This is a genomic window from Verrucomicrobiota bacterium, from assembly GCA_038744685.1.
In the GTDB taxonomy this organism is placed as follows: Bacteria; Verrucomicrobiota; Verrucomicrobiia; order Opitutales; family Puniceicoccaceae; genus Puniceicoccus.
Genome location: JBCDMB010000002.1, coordinates 1 through 13840, shown reverse-complemented (window position 1 = coordinate 13840; position 13840 = coordinate 1). Strand labels below are relative to the sequence as shown.

The following is a 13840-nucleotide window of genomic DNA, read 5'->3' as shown; positions in this document are numbered from 1 at the left end:
CGCCAATGAATCTCGAATGGGAAATGATCGCCGCGCTCTCTGCGCTCGGTGGAGTGATTATCGCGGCATTTGTAGCCGTGAACAAAATCCCCAAGAGCGAGCCTAGACGGTTTCCATCGATTGAGGCGACCTTTGCGACAAGGGCCTCCTTGCAGTCGCTTGAGAAGAAGACCGACGAGCGCTTCAGCGCAATGGCTGCGGCCGCAGCGTCTGGGCGGGAAAAGGTCTACATGCGCTTGGGAGGAATCGAGCAGAAGCTGAGCGAACAGGGCAACGAGGATCGAAACCTCAATCTACGTCTCAGCCGTATGGAGACGAAGATCGACCAGATCGCCAACACGGTCAGCAAGAACGAGGGGAGGTTCGATTCATGAGCGAGGCGGTGGACAGGCAGATGCTCCGCGATCTCATCCTGATCGCTCTCCACGTGGCTCGGCCTACCGGTTTCTCGGCTGATGTTTTACGCCGCCGTCTGAACGCAGAGGGCATACCCATAGAGGAGAAGGAACTGTCTCAGGAACTCGACTACCTCCTGGGTAAAGAGCTTTGCGAGAAGAAAGCCTCTGCACTGAGCAAGGCAAACGTTCGCTGGCACCTCACGAGTGCCGGGGTGGATTACCTCGAAGAGGAGGGCCTTGCTTGAGGAAACGCCGGTCAGACAGCGTCCTCTTCAACCTTCCGGAGACCACGCAGCGAGCGATTGCGGCCCTCGAGGTCGAGCATCGGCTTTCGGGCACCCGCATCCGAGAGATTCTTCTTCTCCCGGAGGGCGAGGAAGATGAGGAGACCGGGATCGAAGGCTTTGGGCTGGAAGGCATTGGCGTTTCGGCTGTCTATGCCTTTCTCAAAGAGTGGAGGGTCAAGCTCTGGCGCGAGGGTCTCAAGGCCCAGCAACACGAGGCCCAGCAGATTGTGGCCGAAGGCCTCGCCGACAATGGCGCCGTTGTCGACCAAGCGATCGAGGCAGGCCTCCGCGAGATGGTCATGGATGCCCTGGCGAACAAGAGCATGGATCCCGGCGACATCAAAAACATCTTCTCGATGATCCTCAAAAGCCGCGACCAGGCATTGGATTCTCGGCGGTTGGAGTTGTTGGAGAAGAAGGCCGCCCAGGCGGATGAAGCCAAGAAGGTCACCGAGGATAAGACCCTCACGCCCGAGGAGAAGCAGGCCAAACACAAACAGATTTTTGGTATCGGATGAGTAAGCGTAGCGATCAGGCTATTGAGGAGCTTCGCTCCAAGGTCATCGAAGCCCGCAACACTGCCGGCAAGGGTCTCGCGGAAAAGTCTCTCGAAGACCTTGAGGCCGCTGTCTCTACTCACGAGCTCGGGACGTCTGCCACCGGATGGAAGAATCCATACCCGATAGACGATCCGCGCAACATGCTCCTCGAGTATCAGTTCGCCGTCTGGCACGATCCAAGTCGTTTCATAGCGGATCTCCAAGCCCGGCAGACGGGCAAGGATTACACAAATCAGGGCGCGATCATTGACGACTGCCTTGCTGAGCCATCGCGCGAATGGATGGTCGGTGCCCCTTCCGAGCGACAGGCCCTCGATTCTCTTGAACAAGGGCGTCTATGGGCTGAGACGTTTGACACGGTAATAGAGGACTACATCGAGGAACGTGAAGGCGGCTCGGAGACTCTGCTCAAGAGTGCAGAGATCATCTTTCCCAACCGCTCCCGCGTCCGGGCGGTCCCAGGTCGGCCGGATACCGTGCGCGGTCGTTCCGCGAACATCTTCCTTACCGAGTTCGACTTCTTTGATAACCCGCAGGAAACATGGCGGGCGATCCTTCCGTCGATCACCAACCCACTTCGCGGTGGGTTAAAGAAGGTCCGCATCGGGACGACGCCTAACGGCAAGGGCGGCGCCATGCACAAGATCATGGAGAAGAAGCCATCGGCAAAGATGGCTTGGTCGAAACACCTGGTCACCATCTACCATGCCGTGCTCATGGGCTTGCCTGTTGACGTGGCCGAGTTGCGCGAAGCCCTCGCCGACGAGCTGGGCTTCCAACAGGAGTTTCTCTGCCAATTCCTCGACTCGTCGAACGTCCTCTTGCCTTACGAGCTGATCGCCCTTGCCGAGAGCCTTGAGGCCACCGAGACCGCCGATTCTTCTCTCTGGTCCAGTGGGCGCCATCTTGTTATGGGCATCGACTTTGGCCGCACGACAGACCCTACGGTTGCCTGGACGCTGGAGCAGGGCGGGTCCCTCAAGATGACTCACGAGGTCCTTGTCCTGGAGGATACTCCCACTAATCGCCAAGAAGAACTTCTCCGTCACCGCATCCAAGGATGCCGCCGTGTGTGTCTCGACTACACCGGTCCGGGAATCGGCCTGGGTGATTACCTCGTAAAACGCTTCGGCGAATACAACCCGAAGCAGCACAAGTTTGGCAAGGTCGAGCTCTGCACCTTCACGCAGGGCCTCAAGCGCGAGATGTTCCCTCGCCTTCGCCGCGCTTTCGAAGCTCCTACAGAGTTACGCATCCCCATCTCGATCAAGATTCGCGAGGACCTTCATGCCATGCAGCAGAAGATTACTGCCAGCGGCTTTACCTACGACTCTCCCCGCACGAAGGACGGCCACAGCGATCGCTGTGTCGCTCTGGCCCTCGCCAACCGCGCCAGCGAAGGGCCAAAGACCGAGCCACGCTTCGAGCGGGTCACCTCACTCCTGAACCGCTACTCACGCACAGCCGATCGTGGCTCGCGTGCTCTCGCTGGATGAACCCTCTCACCCTACAGCTCGTCAACCGCATCCGGGAAGAGCACAACCCGTTACGCGGTCTTACGATTCGGAAAGCCGTTTCCCTCCTAGAGCGTTCCCAATCCGGCGACTACGCCGACTTGCAATGGCTCTACAAGTTTATTGAAAAGCGCGATTCCACGCTCCGCGCTGTCAAACGACGGGTCCTCAGCTCGATCAAGAAACTCGACTGGAACATCAAAGTAATCGACGAAATCCCGCAGGGTAAAGAGAAGATCGCAGAGGAGCAGAAAGAGAAGCTCCGGATGGCTTATGAGCGCATTGAGAACATCCGCGCCGTCTTTGGAAAGCTGGCCCTGGCCGAGTTTCGTGGATACTCGTTTCTGGAGAAGCATTGGACCAAGGAAGAGGGCAAGTGGCACGTCCATCGCCTTGAGCACGTTCCCCAATGGCATTGGGTGCGGCCCGATGGTGACTATGGGGAATGGCGCATTAACCTGGACGCAAGAGCGGGCATTCAGAAAGGCGAACAGGTAAACCTCGGTAACTTCGTCTACCGCGAAATTGAAGACCCCATCGACGAGGTCGCCCTGTTTGCCTACATCCGCAAGAACCTGTCGAAAAAGGATTGGGACGGCTTTATTGAAACCTATGGCATCCCGTGGATCTTCCTGGTCATGCCACAGGAAGCCTCCGGGGATGAGTGGGAGAAATACCTGCCGATCGCCAAGGCGGTCATGGGAGATTCCCGCGGTGTCCTTCCCTACGGCGCAGACGTCAAGACGGCCGACGCCAACACCCGCGGAACGAATCCCTTCGAGTCTCATGCCCGTTACCAGGATGAAGAGATCGTCCTAGCCGGCACGGGTGGTTTGCTCACCCAGCTCTCCAAGCCAACCGGTATCGGCGAAGGCGCCAGCGAGGAACATGCAGACACCTTCCAGGCCATCGCTGAGGAGATCGCCATGGACATTTCAGAGTGCCTGCAGGTGCATTTCGACAAACCGTTTCTTGCCGGTGAGTTCCCGGACGAGGATCGCCTCGTCTACTTCGAGCTGGCCGCTCGTGACGAGGAAGACATCAACGATCACTTTACCCGAGCAAAAGACGCTCACCAAGCAGGCCTCCGGATGGATGCCGATGAGCTGTCGGAAAAAACCGGATACAAGCTAGTAGCCAGTCAAAGTAGCATCGGCGAGGACGCCGATGAAGAGGAGGCACCCCTGACAAACCGCGCCCCCATCTTCAACCGCTCCCGCATCGAGGAGGATCTCCGCTCAACATCCGTCGATCTCATGGCAGAGGCAAACCGTGAAGACCTCGACGATCTCTTCGGACTTCTCGACGCCATCGAGAAAGCTACCGATCCCGACTCACTCGACGAGGCTCTGAAGTCTCTCGATCGCAGCCTCAAAAATTACCGCCTTGATCCCACGAAGATGAAGATCGCGGAAGTCCTTGAAGGCGTGCTCGGGACGGCCGCCGTCTCCGGTGCGGCCGAGATCCAACGCGAAAATTCCACCACGGAGGAAAATGAAGAAGACTAGCCGACACGAATTTTGCCCGAGAAAGGCTTTGGAGGGGCAATTTGGTATCAACCTACCAACTACCCCCCACAAACGATTTTGCAAGAGGGTAGAGCGATTTTGCAACGGGGTCCTGTTTCGCAGGCCATCGGCAATTTTCAATTCCGCGCCCGAATCCGGGGAAAATCGCTCTTTTGGCCCCGGTTCCGACCTCCGCAACCGCGAAAATCCCGGAGAAGACGGCTGGTATCATCTCGTGAGTAAGGGCGAGTTCCCGAACAGAGACACCAAAGGAAAGCATTGGGTCCAGGTGATCGACGATTCTGCCATTGAAGCGATCGCCGGCGATCTCCCGAAGCCACTCGACATGCTGGTCGACCGTGACCACCTCAGCCACGACCTCTCGCAAGAGACACGAGCCGCTGGTTGGATCAAGGAAACCGAGATCCGTGAAGACGGTCTCTGGGCACGCATCGACTGGACGCCATCTGGTCGTGCCGACGTGGAGGGCCGCGAGTATCGATGGCTCTCTCCCGAGTTCCCATCCGGAGGCTTTGAGTCTCTGGGCAAAAACCGCATCCGGCCGAAGAAGCTTTCCGGCGCCGCCCTGACGAACAGGCGCGGCCTCACCAATCTATCGCCCCTGATGAACCGGGGCCATCACAACCAACCTAATCACACACCACAAATGGAAGACCTCCTCAAACGACTACGGAGCTTTCTCGGTCTCGGCGAAGACGCCGACGAGGGGGCTCTTCTCAACCGTCTCAACGAGACGGACCAAACGCTCGCAGACCTTGAGACCGCAGCCGGCGAAACCGCCGATCTCCGCAATCGCGTCACCGAGCTTTCCACCGAACTGGCAGATGCCACCTTGAGCGAATACGCGGAATTTATCTCCGATCCGGAGAAGATCCGCCCCTCGCTCATCGCCAACCGCGAGGCCACTCTCGACTTCCTCAAGGGGTTGAAAAAACCCGAGGGTGAGAAGAAGCCGGCCGATCCCGTTTTCAACCGGAAGGACGCCAAGGCTCCCGACGGTCCGGCCGAAAAGCTCGAAAAGGATGCGAAGACCGAGGAAGCCCGCGCCCAGCGGATCAGCAACCGTGCACAGACCATCATGCGGGAAGAGCGGGTTGGCTTTCACGTCGCCTGGGGCCGCGCTGAAGCGGAAGAACCGGCGGTCGAGTCCTGACTGAAATTCCAAACCAGAAATCTCAAATCTGAAATCGTAAACCACCATGTTCCCATCACAGACCAATACCATACCGGGCGACGTTGTTTATCCTGCCGGAGAAGACCTCTCGGCTAAGGAGGGCTTCCTCGCCGTTCTCACGCACGACTCGGGTTCTCCCGAGGCTGTGCTTCCCACCGCCAACACCGATCTCGCCAACTTTATCGTAGGTGATCCCGGTGCCGATACCGAGGATGTCACGCTCATCCCCCTCACATCGGGCAAGCAATACCGGGTGAAGTTGAAAGGCACCTGCAACCCCGGTAACCAGCTCGTCCTGGCCGACGTGGGCACCGCAGCCGACAAGGGCATGGTCCGGGCACTGCCGGCGGCCGCTGGCGATTACAACGTCCTCGCGATCGCTGAGGAGGCTGGAGTCGACGGGCAACTCATCCTTCTCCGGGGCATCGGGCCGATCACCGTCACAGTCTCCTAAGCCTCTGGCAATCTCTCATCTCAAACTCATCAATCATCATGTCACGCATTAGTTCCATCTCTTCGGATCCCACGATTCGAACCTTCGCCCAGGGGGCCGCGCAGAGCGCGATCCGCGCCGTGGCGAACTTCCTCGCTCCCGCCGTCCCGGTGCCAACCCTTACGGGTAAGCACAAGGTCTACGACGAGAAGAACCGCTTCCACGTCCCCAACACCAAACGGGGTCTTGGAGGCCGCGCCGCCCGCATCGGTTTCGACGCATCGGACGCCAACTACAACTGCGAGCCCAACGCGCTCGACTTCCCGATCGACAACCTCGAGAAGATGGAAGGCGATCAGCTCATCAACATGGCGAATTACGGTTCCCGGTTGGTCGCGGATGTAGCCGCTCTCGCCCACGAGAAGGAAGTTCTTACCAAAGGACTCTCCGCCATCGGTGCCGGGACTGACTCGAACTTCACTGCCGCTTCGGCCGATCCTGTCGCTGAGATCGATGCCGCGATCCTTGAGGTCATTAAGGCAGCCCGCAATGGCGCGCCGGTGAAAGTCCTCTTCGGTGCCACCGCTTGGCTACGCACCAAGAACAACACCAACGTCAAGAAGCAGCTCGTGGCCAACCAGAAGAGTGCTGTCAAGGCAATCGACCTCGCTGCCTTCCGATCGCTCCTCTTCTCGGAGCCCGAGTGCCAGATGAGCCTTATGGTTGAGGACGTTGCCGCCGAAGGGCTGGATGACGACATCGAGTTCCTCTTGGACGATTCGATTATCGTCTTCGCCAGCTCGGACAATCCGACCACCCTCGACCCGAGCTTCATGAAGACCTTCCGCCTCGATGGAGGCTGGATGGTACCCGGCAGCTACGAGACCGAAGACGGCCGCGGTGAAGTCCTCAAGATGGACTGGTCCGAAGACGTCGAAGTGACGAACGCACCAGCCGCCAAGCGGATCAACGCCACCGACAGCTAAGCCAGGAACGAGGCGTCTCTAAACGCATCGCCTTCATTGGCCGCCTTTCCCGCGCACAGCGGGATCGAGCGGCCTTTGGGGTGAACAACGACAACTACCATGAAAGAAAAAATCATCTAACCAACCAAACCGATGAACTCTGCATGCTGCTAAGACAATCGTCCTAAGAACGGACTGAAGGTGGGGCGCGTATACCTTCGAACCGCAAGCGAAATCACGCGCACTTTTTCGAAAGAAATGACAGCCTATGACACAAGACCCACAATCGGAAGCCTCTTCGCCGGCATCGGCGGACTCGACCTCGGTTTCGAACGCGCCGGATGGCGCACCGAATGGCAAGTCGAGATCAATCCCGTTAACCGGGCTGTGCTTGCCGACCGATTTCCCGGTGCGGAAAGATTCTGTGACGTCAGGGAGGCCGGCCGAGATCATCTGCTTCCCGTTGACTGCATTGCAGCGGGATTCCCTTGTCAGGACTTTTCCAACGCCGGACACCGGCCAGGAGAAAAGCGCCCAGGGCTCAAAGGAAAGAAGTCGAGTCTCTTCTTCGAGGTCCTCCGGATTCTGGACGAGATTCAGCCGGAGTGGGTCGTTCTTGAAAATGTGGCGAGTATGGTTTCACACGGACAAGGAGCCTCCCTTCAGAAAGTGGTCAGGTCCCTTGCCGAACGCGGGTATCTGGGATGCTTCCGGGTGCTTGACAGTCGTTATTTCGGAGTCCCCCAGAAACGCCGTCGAGTTTTCGTGGTTGGGCGTCTTGGAAAAGAACCCCCCATGGAGTTGTTTTTTGACGCCTCTCCAATGGGGCCAATATCTGGCCCGCTTGATCCGCGGGAAGGGGTTGAGGGCCACCTGTGGCCAGCGCCTACTCTCCAAGCAATCAACGCCAACTCCCGACTCGGTCTCAGCAATCAGCTATTGGTCACTGAAGAGGACGGATGGGGTGAGATGGTTGAGCGGAGCCGAAAATCTCAGGATCATGGGCTTTGCCTCGGACTGGATGAGGCCAACCTTGCAGAATCTTTCGCTGCCGGAAACGCCATCTGTCCGCAAGTCGCAGAATGGATCGGCAACATCATCCGTAGTGAGATTCAGACTACCCGAAAGGAGGCCGCCTAAAAAAGCCGCATGAGCTGGATCTCGATCACAGAAGACGACATAGAGCGTCGTCTTACCGGCGGGGAGTTTACCGCCGTCCGGGAAGCCGCGCTGAGCGACGGTCAACCGGACCCTCTACCGGAAGAGATAAAGAGTGCCGTGCGCCGCGTTCGCGGAAGTGTGGCTGCATGCGATCGAAACAAGGTCGGTCCCGACGGAACGATCCCCGACGAGCTCGAAGACGCCTTCCTCGCGATCCTCCGCTACAAGCTCCTCACACGCCTCCCCGATGTCGGCCTGATCAGTGACGATCGGAGGCGGGAGTATGACGATGCGATCGCTCTGCTCAAAGACACCGCAAGGTGCGATTTCGCCGTGGAGCAACCACTCAATCCGGAAGCCGAGAATACTACCAGCATCCCCTCGCCGGCGATCCATTCCGGTGATCGTCAGTTCGACCGGACCAGCCAGGACGGAGCATGAACTTACTCACCGACAGACCCATCCCTTTCACCGATGCCATTCGCCGGAATCGGTCGAAGATCCCGGTGCCTTCCGCTCTGCGTTCACAGGAGTGGGCACAGGTGCCCGTGGGTTTGCGTGACCGTTCCTTCTTCTCGGCAGGCGTCAATCGTCTCAAGGATCTCGATCGCATGCAGGGCATCGTCGACGAAGCCCTCACTTTGAACCCCGATGATGTCTTTGCCGATCGCTCCCGCTTCGTCGCAGACATGCGCGCCTCGCTCGGTGGTCCCGAAGGGGACTCCGGTCGCCTTACCGATCTCGCCTCCCGCCGTCGTCTTGAGCTGATCTATGATTTCCAGATCGAAGACGCCTATGAATACGGGCGTTGGAAACAAGGGCAGGATCCTGACCTCCTCGACGCCTTCCCCGCCCGTGAGCTCATTCGCGTTGAAGTCCGCCAGGAAGAGCGCGACTGGCGTAGCCGTTGGGCTGCTGCTGGAGGCCGAACAGTCAATGGGCGCATGGTCGCTCTGAAAAACGATCCGATCTGGACGGCCATCTCCCGCTTCGACCGACCGTGGCCACCCTTCGACTTTGGCAGTGGGATGGGCATACGCGATCTTTCGCGCGAGGAAGCCGAAGACCTCGGCCTGATCGAGCCAGGACCACCGCCCCCCGGTCCCGAAGACGAGACTTTCAACCGCGAGGTCGAACTCTCCGTCACCCGGTTGCCCGACTATTATAGAGAAGGGCTGAAAAACCTTTTCGGATCGCAGCTCGTCGTGAGTGAAGGCCGCGTCTCCTGGAGAGGCGCAGGCGACCTCGTCGCGGATGCCTACCGCGCCGTAGAAGCCGGCGACCAGATTCAACAGACCATTCCCCTCGGCTTCGCGACGGATCGTCTCACCAAAGCAGCTGGCTTGGCCCGCAACGTCCCGCTCGAAGTAACGACCGACACACTCCGCCACATCAACCGTAACCACGGCAGCGCGGCGACCGAAGTTCTCCGCGGGCAAGTCCCCGTTACCCCCGAGCTCGTCTCGCTTCTTCCCGCAGTCTTAGCCGATCCCGACGAAATACTACCCGGAGACCAAAGAGACGAGGTGCGGCTCAGCCGGACCATCGCAGGCATCGGTCAACTCCAGGTCTTCGCCAAAAAAAGCCGTAATCGTCTACGCGCCTCCACCTTCTGGATCACAAAAAAGGCCGGGGACGAACCCCGGCCAAATGAAGCGCCCAGTGAGTTTTAGTCACCTGCCTCTGGAAGCCTAAACCATGTCCAAGATCACTATTCAAGTCAACCAGGAAGGCGATGGCCGCGAAACGATCGCAGCGATCCACTCCGCAATCGCAGGCACACGCCGTGCAGCTCTTATGCGCGTCCTTGGAAAGACTCATGAGCGGACCTTGCAAGACCACTTCCGGGCAAAGAACCGTGCCCCCAACAAACGAAACTGGCCCAAGCAAAACTTCTGGGCACAGGTAGCCCGTGCGACCGCCTTCACCTCGGCCAAACAAAACAAGGCCACCATCGCGATCGCAGACCCCCGCTTCGCCACCCATCTTTACGGTGCCACCATCACGCCGAAACGGAGTAAGTATCTAGCGATTCCTATGCGCCGCGAGGCCTACGGTATTCGCCCATCCTCGGGATTGATCGCCGATCTCTTCTTCATCCGCTCGCAGGCTGCAAAAGGAGGCTTTCTTGCCAAAAGAGAAGGCGGTGCCTTGCGGGTCTATTACCGTTTATTGAAGAGGGTTGTCGTTCCAACCGATCCGGAGGCACTCCCGGATGAGAACTCGTCTATTGAAGCACTTGCTCAGGCTGCCACCTCATTTATCAGCCGCGAAGCTCAGCGAGCAAAAGCCAATGGGGGCGCGAACTAATGAGTAGCATCACGGACATACTCGAAACGGCCGACGCCCTCGAACCTCTTCTTACGGGCCTTCCCGACCTTGAAGGAATCGAAGTAATCGTCAATCGGCAGAAGAATCTCACCAACATGATCGCTCAAGGCGTCGCCAAAGCAGGTGGCGCTGTTGTTGTTATCGACGCAGTAAGGGGAACTCCTATCGAAGAACGCAAACTCGACATGACCACGAGCTACGCAATCAGCCTGTGGTCAAACCCCGTTCTGAGAAAAGCCGATGATGTGCCCGCTAGTCAGCGATTGGTTTCGATCATGAAGGCAATCCACAACTGGCAACCATCCCCAAAGACTCATCCGCTACGCAAGCTTGTTGTCGAGGGATGGCAGATCACCCCTGATGAAAGTTTTCTCATCTACACCGTTCAGGCCAATCTGGACGAAACCATCACACCAAACTCGTAATCATGATTCAACTACCAATCATCGGATGCCACGCCTACGTGGCCCTAGCCGGTCTCGAAATCGACGGCGTCACTGTATCCAAGGATGCCAAGCCCGACGGCGAACCGGAGGTCAACTGGAAAAACCTCGGCGTCATCGAGCAGGCCGTCTCCACACCTTCCTACGAAGGCGAGGCTACTCACTACGCTCCCGCACCGGGAGGCTACAAGCCACGCCGTTCCACCTTTGAGAGCGCCGGCCTCGTCATCGCTCTCACCACTCAGGATATGGATGAGCTCATCATGGCCCTCGCTATGGCGGCCAACCAGCCGGATGCAGGAGGCAACTACGTGCCCGGATCTCTCACGGAGAAGCAGCAAGCCTGGCTCAAGGTCCAGAAATACCGCGCGGATACCGACCAGCTCGTCAACGTCTTCGACATGTGGAGCGAGGTCACCGTTGCCGACGTGACCGACAGCCGTCAGGTCACCAAGCCGGTCCTCAACTTCCGCTTCCTCCAGAGCGATCTCAACGTCGGCCAGTTCTCGAACCTCACCTAACGGGGCTCTCCACCTTCCAACCTGAAATCTGACATCCAATGGTAGACACCCTTACACCTCCCAGCGCGGGTGGAGCCGCTCCGGCCGCTCCGACCGCGCTCCCTGTCGCCGGTGCGGGATCGGTCCCGATCGAGACCGTAGCCGGCTACGGTGATCCCGCTGCAATCAGTATCGATCTGGCTGGCGCGTCCTCCGGGCGAATCCGGGCGGGCGCAGCTGAAAACCTGTCAACGCTCACGCTGGTAAACGCCGGTGCGGGCCTGACCTTCGCTGAGCTCGTGATACCGGCCAGCGTCAATTCAGTCGATCTAGGCGCGGGCTGCGCCCAGGGCGATTGGGTCGATCAGCTCATCGCCGCTTTGCCCGATCGATCACTCTCGAACGACGGCGAATACACGGACACCGGAGCCATTCTCACCGGCGATCAGGTAGCAGCCCTCAACGCGAAAGGCTTCGCCGAAGCCTGACCGCTTTCACCCTCTTGACCTCATGGCCCACGAGAGCACCTTCGCGATCAACTTCGGCACCTTCCAACTGGTAGCTGCGGGTGATCTCGTGGAGTCTGAGGTCAATCTCAACCGCGTGCCCGATGCACCGCAGCGATCGAGACCCATCGGAGCTGCAAGTTCATCCTATTATGGCGGACTCAATCTCAGCCATACCATGACGTGGGCCATCCGCCGGGAGTTTGATACCATCGCTGCGGCGAGGTTTTGGGAGTTTCAGCGGCCGGCACTTTTACCCGAAGGTCGAAACGATCTGAGACTCATCGTCGCCGGAATAACGGCAACTCTCGCCGGTGCACACCTGACCAACTACAGCCTGAAGCACGTAAAGGGGAAGTTCGCGATCATCGAGAGCGTCAGCGTTCTCGGAGGTGCCTACTCGCAGTCCGGATCGTTCGCCGAAGACGCTTCGCCCGGCATACCCGCCCAACCGGTCAGCATCGATCAACTCATTGCCGGCACACCCGCACCGCCCGAAAGCCTCGAGCAGCTCATCGCCGATACACCCGCCATTCCTATCGAGCTCGATATACCGTCACCGGCAGATCCCGCCAATCCCGACACTATTGGTCCCGCCTCGCCGGCCACACCCGCACCGCCCGTCACGCAACCGGTATCAGCCCTATGGCTTCTCACCAATGGCCTGTGGAGCGATTCCCGCCGCTGGAGAGACGAAGCCTCCTGGGAGGACAACTAGACCACGACCATGCCCATTTCATCCAAGAAACTCCCACCGCCACCGGTGATCCTCTCCATCTGGAACGTATGGCTCCTCGCCCAAGGCATCTGGAGCGACTCATCCCGGTGGGCCGATGGGGAAGCGTGGCTGGATGATTGAGGAATTTTAGAAAGAACCATTATGGCAATCTCCAACATCAACAACAACGAAGGCGGCGGTAGCGTCCGTGCCAAGCTCAACGCTGTCATAGCCATCCTCAACGACGGCACGGGCCTCGATGGCGATGGCCTCGCAGTCGCTCTCTACGCAGCCCTCGAAGTCTCTTCCCCTCCGGAGACTCAAGACTCCCCAGGCACGAAAGGCCAATGGCACGACGATGGGGCAGGCAACTACTACCGCCACAACGGCACCCAATGGACCCTCCATATCTACGGCGACACCTTCGACAACACCTAGTTATGAAAAACCGAATACAAAAATTCTTTCGATCTTCGAACTTCGCGCTCCTCGTTGCATCGGCGGTGACGCCGATGACCTACGCCCCCGCCGCAGAGAACGACATCCGCGTCCTCTCCGAGAACGCATCCGGCGGCACCGGGACCCGCACGATCAACATCAACCCCATCATCGAGCCCGTTTTAGGGGCCACGTCAATTCCAGCGGCAAGAGATGCTATGGGGCTGGGCCAGTTCGATCCGGTGTTCTTCGGGCAGCTAACCGTAGCCAGTGGGCTCCTTTTTGTCGACGGCACCGGAGTGCGAATGAACACGCCGACCATTATCGGCAACCAGACGAACGTCGGAGCTCTGTTTTTTAAGAACGACGTCCTCGACTTTAATTACATTTCTCTCGCTCCCGATCCATCATACGACGGGACCAGTTTTTATGACATTACGCTTCCGGCCGCTTCCGGCCGTCTGGTCCTGGAAGAGGACCTCACGAGCGGCCTCAACACCCGCGCTCGGGCGGGCGCGGTTTGGCTCGATGGAGTCAGCGGTGAGATCGACACGCGAACCACTTGGGGCGAAGACGGAGAGGGTCTTGCGTTCAAATTCACTTTAGGCAGCGCGGATACATTTGCTCAAATTTTCAGCGTAGGCGGGCAGTCCAATTTTATTTTGGGGTTCTGGGATGATTCCAATCAGCTCGTAGTCCGTCGACTGGGATCGACAAATATTGACTTGAACTGGCTGCCAATTGTTGGGCGGACCTATCACCTTTATTTTGAAAGGTCTGGAAGCGATCTTCTGCTCTACGTAGACGGCTCTCTTGCCGATACTATTGCTGGCGCGTTCAGCGGCGTTTCTTCGGGGAACGTCGTTCTAGGTAGCCGCGGCGG

Annotated in this window: 19 protein-coding genes; all 19 read left to right on the top strand. The window is 58.6% G+C overall.

The window, feature by feature from the left end; translation table 11 throughout:
* Nucleotides 1–5 precede the first annotated feature (5 nt).
* Nucleotides 6–374, top strand: a complete 369-nt coding sequence (locus tag AAGJ81_01455; GenBank protein MEM0964802.1) for a hypothetical protein — start codon at nucleotides 6–8, stop codon at nucleotides 372–374.
* Nucleotides 371–643, top strand: a complete 273-nt coding sequence (locus AAGJ81_01450) for a hypothetical protein (protein MEM0964801.1) — start codon at nucleotides 371–373, stop codon at nucleotides 641–643. The genes AAGJ81_01455 and AAGJ81_01450 overlap by 4 nt, the downstream gene beginning before the upstream one ends.
* Nucleotides 640–1203 carry a hypothetical protein gene (locus tag AAGJ81_01445; protein MEM0964800.1) on the top strand — a complete coding sequence of 188 codons (564 nt, stop codon included), beginning with the start codon at nucleotides 640–642 and terminating at the stop codon, nucleotides 1201–1203. The genes AAGJ81_01450 and AAGJ81_01445 overlap by 4 nt, the downstream gene beginning before the upstream one ends.
* On the top strand, nucleotides 1200–2741 hold the full coding sequence (locus tag AAGJ81_01440; GenBank protein ID MEM0964799.1) for a hypothetical protein: 1542 nt from the start codon (nucleotides 1200–1202) through the stop codon (nucleotides 2739–2741). The genes AAGJ81_01445 and AAGJ81_01440 overlap by 4 nt, the downstream gene beginning before the upstream one ends.
* The gene (locus tag AAGJ81_01435) at nucleotides 2738–4267 is read left to right on the top strand and encodes a DUF935 family protein (GenBank protein ID MEM0964798.1); all 1530 of its coding nucleotides are present in this window, start codon (nucleotides 2738–2740) and stop codon (nucleotides 4265–4267) included. Before AAGJ81_01440 ends, AAGJ81_01435 begins: the two co-directional genes overlap by 4 nt.
* A complete protein-coding gene (locus tag AAGJ81_01430) occupies nucleotides 4254–5441 on the top strand; it encodes a phage protease (protein ID MEM0964797.1) in 1188 nt (395 codons plus the stop codon). The genes AAGJ81_01435 and AAGJ81_01430 overlap by 14 nt, the downstream gene beginning before the upstream one ends.
* Before the next feature lie 46 nt (nucleotides 5442–5487).
* Complete coding sequence (locus AAGJ81_01425; GenBank protein MEM0964796.1) at nucleotides 5488–5916, top strand: hypothetical protein; 429 nt, start codon at nucleotides 5488–5490, stop codon at nucleotides 5914–5916.
* Nucleotides 5917–5954: 38 nt separating this feature from the next.
* Nucleotides 5955–6881, top strand: a complete 927-nt coding sequence (locus AAGJ81_01420; protein MEM0964795.1) for a hypothetical protein — start codon at nucleotides 5955–5957, stop codon at nucleotides 6879–6881.
* A 237-nt stretch (nucleotides 6882–7118) separates the two neighbouring features.
* Nucleotides 7119–8000: a DNA cytosine methyltransferase gene (locus AAGJ81_01415; protein ID MEM0964794.1), complete on the top strand. Its 882-nt coding sequence runs from the start codon at nucleotides 7119–7121 to the stop codon at nucleotides 7998–8000.
* 9 nt (nucleotides 8001–8009) lie between these two features.
* Complete coding sequence (locus tag AAGJ81_01410; protein ID MEM0964793.1) at nucleotides 8010–8462, top strand: phage protein Gp36 family protein; 453 nt, start codon at nucleotides 8010–8012, stop codon at nucleotides 8460–8462.
* On the top strand, nucleotides 8459–9694 hold the full coding sequence (locus AAGJ81_01405; GenBank protein ID MEM0964792.1) for a hypothetical protein: 1236 nt from the start codon (nucleotides 8459–8461) through the stop codon (nucleotides 9692–9694). The genes AAGJ81_01410 and AAGJ81_01405 overlap by 4 nt, the downstream gene beginning before the upstream one ends.
* A gap of 25 nt (nucleotides 9695–9719) precedes the next feature.
* Nucleotides 9720–10331 (top strand): hypothetical protein, encoded by a 612-nt coding sequence (locus AAGJ81_01400; protein ID MEM0964791.1) that lies wholly within the window; start codon nucleotides 9720–9722, stop codon nucleotides 10329–10331.
* Nucleotides 10331–10777 (top strand): hypothetical protein, encoded by a 447-nt coding sequence (locus AAGJ81_01395; protein ID MEM0964790.1) that lies wholly within the window; start codon nucleotides 10331–10333, stop codon nucleotides 10775–10777. The genes AAGJ81_01400 and AAGJ81_01395 overlap by 1 nt, the downstream gene beginning before the upstream one ends.
* A 2-nt stretch (nucleotides 10778–10779) precedes the next feature.
* The gene (locus AAGJ81_01390) at nucleotides 10780–11316 is read left to right on the top strand and encodes a hypothetical protein (GenBank protein ID MEM0964789.1); all 537 of its coding nucleotides are present in this window, start codon (nucleotides 10780–10782) and stop codon (nucleotides 11314–11316) included.
* 38 nt (nucleotides 11317–11354) lie between these two features.
* Nucleotides 11355–11783 (top strand): hypothetical protein, encoded by a 429-nt coding sequence (locus tag AAGJ81_01385; protein ID MEM0964788.1) that lies wholly within the window; start codon nucleotides 11355–11357, stop codon nucleotides 11781–11783.
* Between the two features lie 22 nt (nucleotides 11784–11805).
* A complete protein-coding gene (locus tag AAGJ81_01380; GenBank protein ID MEM0964787.1) occupies nucleotides 11806–12519 on the top strand; it encodes a hypothetical protein in 714 nt (237 codons plus the stop codon).
* Between the two features lie 9 nt (nucleotides 12520–12528).
* The gene (locus AAGJ81_01375) at nucleotides 12529–12660 is read left to right on the top strand and encodes a hypothetical protein (GenBank protein MEM0964786.1); all 132 of its coding nucleotides are present in this window, start codon (nucleotides 12529–12531) and stop codon (nucleotides 12658–12660) included.
* Nucleotides 12661–12681: 21 nt separating this feature from the next.
* Complete coding sequence (locus AAGJ81_01370; protein MEM0964785.1) at nucleotides 12682–12957, top strand: hypothetical protein; 276 nt, start codon at nucleotides 12682–12684, stop codon at nucleotides 12955–12957.
* Between the two features lie 2 nt (nucleotides 12958–12959).
* Nucleotides 12960–13840 (top strand): hypothetical protein (locus AAGJ81_01365; GenBank protein MEM0964784.1); only part of this gene is annotated, 881 nt, incomplete at its 3' end.